The sequence below is a fragment of the Alcanivorax sp. DSM 26293 genome (assembly GCF_900107995.1).
GTDB lineage: Bacteria > Pseudomonadota > Gammaproteobacteria > Pseudomonadales > Alcanivoracaceae > Alcanivorax.
Map to the genome: position 1 here is coordinate 38106 of NZ_FNUM01000013.1, position 8120 is coordinate 46225.

An 8120-nucleotide genomic window follows, 5' to 3' on the forward strand; every position below is an offset into this window, starting at 1 on the left:
GACTCGTTGATAGGCCCAGAAGTATGCTTGCCACGGAGCTCTGGTATTGCCGTGTCTAGTCCCTGGAGAAATATGGCGTCAACTATTTTGACCAATAAATGGCCTTATTTATTCGGCATTGCTGGGCACCATAAAGCCTTCATTGGTAAATGGAGGCAGCATAATGGAAGCAAGGAACCCAAAGAGTTTGATAAAAATTTTAGCGGCTAAAACTGCTCTCACTCTGACTCTGATCAGCGGCAGTTTGTCGTCACCGGCCTTAGCCGGCATCCCTACCTTTGACGCTACCAACGTCATTCAAACCACGATTAACGCCATGGAATCTGTTTCGCAGACCTTGCAGCAGATTGAGCAGTATCAGACGCAAATCCAGCAATACGAGAACCAACTGCAAAACACCGCCGGGCCGGATGTCTATTTGTGGGATCAAGCCGAGGGAACTGTGGCCGATTTGCTTGGCGCAACGGATGCTCTGGAGCGCTACAAACAGCAGTTGGGCAGCCTTGATGAGTTCATGTCGGTTTATCAGGACGTGGATTATTACGGCAATTCTCCCTGTTTCACTGCTGAGGGCTGTTCAGAACAAGAACAGGCGATGATGGCGCGTAACCGGGGCTTAGCCAGCCAGGGGCAGAAGCAAGCCAATGACGCAATGCTAAAAGGACTGGATCAGCAACAGGAGGCCTTGCGTAATGACGCCCGCCGCCTGGAGAAGCTGCAGAGCAGTGCCCAGGGCGGCGATGGCCAAATGCAGGCATTGGGCTTCGCTAACCAGTTCGCCAGCCAGCAAGCGAATCAGCTGCTGCAGATTCGTGGAATGCTCGCTGCCCAGCAAACGGCAATGGTGGCCCGGATGCAGGCAGAGGCCGACAGGGAAGCGCAAGAAACCACCGCTCGACATCACCTCTACGAAGGCATGACTACGCCGACAGACCGTTCAAAAAGCCAGGAGTTTAAACCATGAAGATTTTGCTGAATGTGGCCCTGTTGTGCTTGATGAGTCTGGTTTCGGGTTGTGGTGATGACAATGAGAACCAGAAGGAAAAGGACGTTTGGGAAGGTTTTTCTGACCCGGTTGATCGCTCAAAGAGCAAGGAGTTCCAGCCATGAAAGCAATGCTCTCAAGGATGCTCATTGCAGGACCACCGTTACTCCTGTCTCAATCTGCCTTTGCTGCGGTTGAAAAAGAAGGGGTCCTTAACGAGGTTGCGGCAAGGTACCTGGAAGCCAGTGCCACCTGGGGAGGTGTTATTACCGGCTATGCGGAATGGTTGTTCTGGACGCTAGCCGTTATCTCGATGGTGTGGACGTTTGGTTTTATGGCCTTACGCCAAGCTGACCTTGGTGAGTTCTTCTCCGAATTTATTCGGTTCACGATCTTTACCGGGTTTTTCTACTGGCTTTTGAGTAATGGCCCGGATATGGCAATGGCCATTATTCGATCACTCTCTATTGTCGGTGGGGAAGCATCAGGAATGGGGCGCAGCCTATCGCCTTCAACGCCGATTGATATTGCTTTCGACATCCTGGCGAAGGCCGGTAAAAGCTACGAGTGGAGTAGTCCCATCGACAACCTGTCCATCTTCTTGATTACCCTTGCCATTCTGGCGTGTCTGGCCGTGGTCGCGGCTAATGTCCTGTTGGCCATGCTCACCGCTTACATTCTGGCGTATGCCGGAATTTTCGTGCTTGGGTTTGGTGGTTCCAGATGGACCAGCGATATTGCGTTTAACTACTTTCGGGCAGTAATCGGTATTGGGTTAAAACTGATGGCGATGACCCTGATGATTGGCATTGGCGTTTCCATCCTGGACGGTTACCACAATAGTCTTTCAGAGAATGCCACCATTACAGAACTGATGGTCGTTTTCGTTGTGTGCCTGGTGCTGGTGATCCTGATCAATACCGTTCCCAACGTGATTGCAGGTCTGATTCCTGGGGGAGGCTCCGCTGGTGCTGCGGGCAGCTCCTTCGGTGCGGGAACGCTTGTCGGTGCTGCGGTAGGCGCAGGTGCGATGTCTGCTGGTGGTGCGGGTCTTGCAGTCAAGGGGGCGGCGGCAACATCCAGGGGAGCGTCGGGAGGGGTTAGCGCGATAAAGGCAGCGATGGCCACTGCACAGGCAGATCAAGCCAGACAAGCCCCAACTGTTGCCCCTGCGATGGGTGGCAAGCAATCCACCTTTTCCCAAAAGATGGGGCAGGGGGTTGGAACCGCTGTTAGCGCTGCTGGGCATCTGAGACAAGGCATAAGCCAGGTCAGATCTGAAAACCGGCAGGCAGCTATTTCTCAAACGGCAGGGGGCAAGGTGGCAGATGCCATCAAGGCCCAGTTTGAAGACAAGAAGCCCGAAGACGACGAGTAAGCAAGTGTGCCGACCGGCATGGCGCGCCGGTCGGAGCATTCCTAACCCACTTGTAGAGAGGCAAAGGGCTCGGCTGGAGGAATCCACCGAGTGATGCCTGCTATGAATGGCCATTAACCTAACCGGTGGATAGTAGGGGAGGGGGGGTAAGGCCTAGGCCAGAGATGATCACGAAGGTGGGTGCTAGTGGGTGCCGTGGGGAGTGTTGGTAGGCTTTTTTTAGCTGCTAAAATTTGCCTGTACCCTATTTTCTTGAGTCATGTACCGGTCAGGATGGAGGAAGTTAAGCTGGACGATCTGATAAAGTTCTTCTGGGTAGGCCTGAAATGCTAGTTTTCTGAGTACAGGCCTGATTAGAGCGCAGTCGTAAGGTGGCATTAACAATAATGATCGAAAGAGCCTTCCAAGATATTCCTGATGGGGAAATTAGAGCTGCTGACCAGCAGTCGTTCTTAGTCGGCCTTGGTTGGGGGAGGGCCTCCACATGGGATGATTTGCTGCAATCAAAGCGTATAACGATAGTTTCTGAAGCTGGTTCTGGTAAGACCTACGAATGTCGTGCGCAGGCAGAGAGGCTGTGGGCTGCGGGTGAACCAGCTTTTTTTGTCGAATTGGCAGCTTTGGCGACCGAAGATCTTCGTGGGCTGCTAGATGCAGATGAGGAAGCTAGGTTGGATGAATGGTTTGCCTCGCAATTTGGGCTTGCGACATTTTTCTTGGATTCGATTGATGAGCTTAAATTAACACAAGGTTCGTTTGATCGTGCGCTCAAACGGCTTAAAAAGTGTGTCGGGAATCAACTTCACCGAGCGAGAATCATTATTACGACCCGGCCGATTCCTTTCGACGAACAGAGGGTCCGAAACGTACTGCCTGTTCCTGTTGTACCCTCTTCGGAATCTAATGAAGAGACATTTGCGAAAATTGCAATGTGTGAACACAAGGATCAGCTTGCTGATAAGAATAAGGATCAAGCTCCGGAATGGCGATCCGTTGCCTTGATGCCTTTGTCGGACGAACAGGTTATCCAATTTTCTCAAAGTCAAGGCGTGACGGATCCTGATAGTCTTTTGGCTGATTTACGGCGCCGGAATGCTCAAGAGTTTGCTCGAAGACCCCAGGATTTAATTGAATTGTGCGTTGACTGGCGTGAGCATAAGCGCATCCGAAGACATCGTGATCAGGTTGCTACGAATGTTCGGTTGAAGCTGCTGCCTAGCGACGAGAGACCTGAGCCCGCAGAATTATCAGTCGATAAGGCGATCGAAGGTGCTAGCCGTCTCGCTCTAGCAGTGCAAATGACTCGCCGTTTAACAATCCGTCATAATGCGGCATCTGACGATATTGATGCGGAAGCTGCTCTGGATCCAGCCACTATACTTTCTGATTGGCAGCCGAACGAACGAAAAGCGCTACTTGAGCGCCCGTTATTCGGCTTTGCGTCGTATGGGCGAGTGCGTTTTCATCACCGCTCTGTTGCTGAGTATCTGGCTGCACAGCGGTTAATAACTCTTCGAAGTGAAGGTATGCCGTTTAGAGCCCTCAAACGGCTTCTCTTCGCAGAGACTAGAGGCAAGACAATCGTTCGCCCCTCCAAGCGGCCAGTCGCGGGCTGGGTGGCTATGCATGAGGATGGTGTATTTGAGCTCTTGAGGGATCATGAACCAGCAGTCCTCCTAGACGAAGGTGACCCCGAGTCCTTAACGCAAACGCAGCGAAATCAGGCGCTTCGTGCCTTCGCGGACCGCTATGGACCTGGTGGGTGGAGAGGGTTGCGGGTGCCTCACATCCAGGTCCACCGTTTTGCTACGAAAGAGCTGGCCGATGAAATCAACAGAATCTGGCACAGAGGTGTGGAAAACCCGGATGTACGTGAGGTCCTTGTCAGCCTCATTGAGGCAGGAGGCATCGAAGCTTGTGCGGATATTGCATTCGATGCTGCTCAGGACAGTGCTGCACCTGTGATTGAGCGTATAGCCGCTATTGATGCGTTGGTTGCCCTCGATGACAAGAGGCTAACGCAGATTGCTACCAGTATTGCTGATGCCGAAAAAACTTGGAATGAGGGAGAGGCGCGCGGTGCTGTATTGCGTCTTTTTCCAAAGTACATGTCGGTTGAGAGCCTCTGTCGTACTCTCCAATGGATGAAACAAGAAACTCGGAGTGTAGGGGACCTTAGCTGGCAACTTCCAAGCATAGTAGCAGAGTCCCCCCTTGATCTGCCCGCTCTTGAAAGGCTTCGGGATGGCCTCGTGAGCCTGGTTTCAGAAGGACTTAAATGGCGAGCAGAGTGGCCGCATATTACGAGCGATAGGCCGTTCTTATGTGGAGTGCTTGCCGCAACATGTGAGCGGGGCCTCGATCTTAATCAAGATGACAGGTGGCTGCATGCCGGTGCGCTTGCTGTGCGAGTACATCATCGAGACCATGGGGACGATTCACCGATAAAATCCCTTCGTGAGCGCCTTGCCAATCTTAATGCAAACGATAATGCTCGCCTTTTCTGGGTTGAGGACGCTTTGCTTCTGTCGCTCCATGAATTCGAAGAACCTTGGCGACGACTCGCAGAAATTACAATTCATGATGGGCCGGTTCAGCTAAGAGCGGATCGAGATTTGCCATGGGTGAGTGAGGCACTTGGTGACTCGACACGCGAAGCAGATGATAGGGCCATGCTCTTAGAGGCGGCGATCCGTCTATCGCCCGACCGTGATACATGGAGAGAACATGTTGAGGGGCTGAAGTCTCTAATAGCGGATGTGCCTTTATTCGTGAATAGACTCGACGATTTATTGAAACCGTCAAGACACGAAAAAGAGCACCGCCGCTGGGAGAAAAGGCAGGCTTTACGAAAGAAGCAAGAGGAGAGAAAAAAAGCTAAGGGGCGCGCTAGCTGGGTTCAGTTTTGGCGGGAGATTGCTAATCAGCCTGAAAGCGCTTTTTCGTCTGAGCGCGGTTGGAACACGGCTTGGAACTTATGGAGAGCGATGCGCCACGTAGGTGATGACAGTAGATCGTCGGGCTGGAACCGCCGCTTCATTGAGGAGCAATTTAACTCCGAAACTGCGGATAGACTTCGCCGTATTCTGATGGCGGCCTGGCGCGATGACCTTCCAACGTTGTCAAGCGAAAGGCCGGAAGATCAGCGTAATACATACCTTGTACGCTGGCAGCTAGGTCTTGCTGCGATCTATGCCGAAGCAGAGGATTCCCTTTGGGCGACTAAGCTCAGCCATGCCGAGGCCCAGTTGGCGGCACGGTATGCTCCAATAGAGCTGAATGGTCTACCGCAATGGTTAGAGCCTCTCGGAATGGTGCATCCAACAGCCATAGATCAGACACTCGGAAATGAGTTGTCATGGGAGCTAAACCAAACACCGGCTACGCATGGCTATTCAGGTTTGCTTCAAGGGATCGACTATGCGCCCGAGAGTTTAGCTAGATTGTTTCTGCCAAGGTTAGAGTCTTGGCTTGAGGCAGGTGGTGATCAAAGCGATAGCGCCGATAGCGAGACCGGAATGGAGGAAAGAATCCGGAAGGTCACGGGGTGTATTTTGAAACATGGCGATGATGCAGCAATTGAAAAGCTGCAAGATCGGGCACTCCAAAGACTGGAGCAACAATTACCTTTAGGGATGCGCCTTGTTTGGCTGTCGCTAGTCATGAGAATCAATCCTCAAGTGGGTGTCGATAAGCTAGCGGCTCAGCTTGAGGCAGTTGAGCCAGCTGAGCACTCAGAAGCTGTGACATGCTTCGCCAATCTTTTTGGGGATCGTCTGGGTGAAATTATTAGCTTAAACGACGGGCGTTTCACTCCCCAGTTATTACTGCGGCTGCTTCGGCTAGCGTACCGCCATATTCGAATACAGGATGATGCATATCATGAAGGGTCCTATTCGCCGGATACTCGAGACGATGCTGAGCGAGCACGCAATAATATAGTGACGGCAATGTTTGACGCTAAGAGCGAAGAAGGGCTGGTCGCCAAGCTCGAGATGGCTGCAGATCCTTTGTTCGATCACTTTAAGGATCGCATTTTGGCTGTGGCAGAAGAGAATTGGGCGCAGGAGGTTGATGCTGGCGCGTTTGATGAGGCTCAAGCAGTGGCGCTTGATCAAAGCGGTGAAGCGCCAGCATCAACGAATGAAGCCATATTTGCGATTATGAAGGATCGGTTGTCTGACCTTGATGATCTTCTTTTGTGTGATGCTTCGCCACGGGAAGCCTGGGCGGGGATATTAGACGAAAAGGTTATGCGGCGAGAAATTGCTCGTGAGCTAAGGCATGCTTCTAATTCGATCTACACTGTGGATCAGGAGGCCGTGACAGCCGACGAAAAGGAGACTGACATACGTTTGCGCTCTGTTAATTCAAAACATGAGGCTGTCATCGAGCTTAAACTTGGTGATCGACGTACATTCAAAGACTTACGAGATACAATTGAAAATCAGCTGGTTAGAAAATACATGGCAGCAGAGCATAGTAAGGCGGGGGTTTTGCTGGTGACCCTTGCAAAAGACCGTCACTGGAAAGTTGAAAACCGTTTTATCCAGGCAGATGAATTGTTGTCGCTATTGAAGGATGAGGCGGCAAGAGTTCAGGAGGCGTCGGGGGGAGAGGTTTTTATAGGCGTGCATCTTCTCGATTTGCGGCCTAGGTTGCCTGTTGAGTCTCAAGCTAAGTCCTGAGCGGTATTGGAATCGTGGTGTTATGAACGCCGTTACTCAATCGGTAATTGCGCTGAATGGTATTTTTCATGGTATTAAATGCAGGCAGTCTTTTAAGTTGTTGAAATTAAACATTTAATTTAAATTGGTTATGTTTGAGTGGGAGTAGCCGGCAACGACGGGCACTCTCTGGTAACCGTCTGTCAATGACAGGCGTTCATTCAACCCGGCGCCATTGCCGGGTTGTTTGTTTTTGGACTTTGATTAATTACCTGGAATTACCCGGTTTTTCTATTTGAACCTCAGTGCATCCACCAGCAAGCGAAACAGCGGGGATGATTGACGGCGACTCGGGTAATACAGGTAATAGCCGTCATAGGTGGTAAACCAGTCATTCAACAGACTGACCGGTTTTCCGCTGTGCAGTTCTTCTCTCACCATTGCGGTCGGCGCCCACGCTGGAAAAATGCCCCTGTTACAGAACGTTCAGGAGAGTTTTTGGAACCGGGTGTCAGCCGCTCGAAACCGGAGTAGCCGACAAATTCCGCAATATGCCGCATTGCTCGACTGTCCGACGGTTTGAACAGCTGCGGCGCAGCATTCTCAGTTGCTCGTTCAGTTTGGTTAGTTCCTGGATACGCGCCTCCACCTGCTCGATATGCCTATCCATCATCCGATTCACGTCATCACATTGTGCGCCGGGGGAACGGCTTAACCCCAATAATTGCCGGATCTCCGGCAAACTGAGATCCAGGCTGCGACAGTGCTTGATGAACAGTAATTGCTCAACGGCAACTTCATCGTACAGGCGAAAATTACCTTCACTGCGTTCTGCGGAGGCAATCAATTGTTCCTTTTCATAATGCCGGATGGTTTGCACGGAGCAGCCAGTCACTTTCGACAGTTCGCCGATTTTTATCATCTCTCAATATTCCGATTGACTCTATAGTTGTTATAGAGTTTATAGTGACCGTCTGTACATTCTCAAGGGCTTTGGTAATCACCCCATTTTTAGCATCGCCCAAAAGTAGAGCTTACGCAGCCATCAGTGGCGGCTTGCCGCCATTGGCTTTGTGGGGTCGACGGTGAT

Annotated in this window: 6 protein-coding genes; 4 read left to right on the forward strand and 2 right to left on the reverse strand. The window is 51.5% G+C overall.

The annotated features are described in order from the left end of the window. Positions 1-163: 163 nt before the first annotated feature. The 4 genes from trbJ to C4S63_RS16720 all read left to right on the forward strand — a co-directional run bounded on the left by trbJ (position 164) and on the right by C4S63_RS16720 (position 7051). Complete coding sequence (gene trbJ, locus C4S63_RS16710) at positions 164-964, forward strand: P-type conjugative transfer protein TrbJ (protein ID WP_103918238.1); 801 nt, start codon at positions 164-166, stop codon at positions 962-964. Continuing rightward, positions 961-1110, forward strand: a complete 150-nt coding sequence (locus tag C4S63_RS17410; RefSeq protein WP_160052787.1) for a hypothetical protein — start codon at positions 961-963, stop codon at positions 1108-1110. Before trbJ ends, C4S63_RS17410 begins: the two co-directional genes overlap by 4 nt. Next, on the forward strand, positions 1107-2363 hold the full coding sequence (gene trbL / locus C4S63_RS16715; RefSeq protein WP_103918239.1) for a P-type conjugative transfer protein TrbL: 1257 nt from the start codon (positions 1107-1109) through the stop codon (positions 2361-2363). The genes C4S63_RS17410 and trbL overlap by 4 nt, the downstream gene beginning before the upstream one ends. Before the next feature lie 386 nt (positions 2364-2749). After that, the gene (locus C4S63_RS16720) at positions 2750-7051 is read left to right on the forward strand and encodes an NACHT domain-containing NTPase (RefSeq protein ID WP_103918240.1); all 4302 of its coding nucleotides are present in this window, start codon (positions 2750-2752) and stop codon (positions 7049-7051) included. A 270-nt stretch (positions 7052-7321) separates the two neighbouring features. Here the strand turns inward: C4S63_RS16720 and C4S63_RS16725 are convergent, their stop codons facing one another. Beyond that, the gene (locus C4S63_RS16725) at positions 7322-7471 is read right to left on the reverse strand and encodes a hypothetical protein (protein WP_080530605.1); all 150 of its coding nucleotides are present in this window, start codon (positions 7469-7471) and stop codon (positions 7322-7324) included. 70 nt (positions 7472-7541) lie between these two features. After that, positions 7542-7952: a Cd(II)/Pb(II)-responsive transcriptional regulator gene (cadR, locus tag C4S63_RS16730; protein ID WP_170968092.1), complete on the reverse strand. Its 411-nt coding sequence runs from the start codon at positions 7950-7952 to the stop codon at positions 7542-7544. Positions 7953-8120 lie beyond the last annotated feature (168 nt).

What these genes read in the sequence shown, in the direction of transcription:
- C4S63_RS16725 (WP_080530605.1), bottom strand. Translation starts at nt 7,471, where the DNA reads ATGGTGAGAGAAGAACTGCACAGCGGAAAACCGGTCAGTCTGTTGAAT.
- C4S63_RS16720 (WP_103918240.1), top strand. Translation starts at nt 2,750, where the DNA reads ATGATCGAAAGAGCCTTCCAAGATATTCCTGATGGGGAAATTAGAGCT.
- trbL (WP_103918239.1), top strand. Translation starts at nt 1,107, where the DNA reads ATGAAAGCAATGCTCTCAAGGATGCTCATTGCAGGACCACCGTTACTC.
- cadR (WP_170968092.1), bottom strand. Translation starts at nt 7,952, where the DNA reads ATGATAAAAATCGGCGAACTGTCGAAAGTGACTGGCTGCTCCGTGCAA.
- C4S63_RS17410 (WP_160052787.1), top strand. Translation starts at nt 961, where the DNA reads ATGAAGATTTTGCTGAATGTGGCCCTGTTGTGCTTGATGAGTCTGGTT.
- trbJ (WP_103918238.1), top strand. Translation starts at nt 164, where the DNA reads ATGGAAGCAAGGAACCCAAAGAGTTTGATAAAAATTTTAGCGGCTAAA.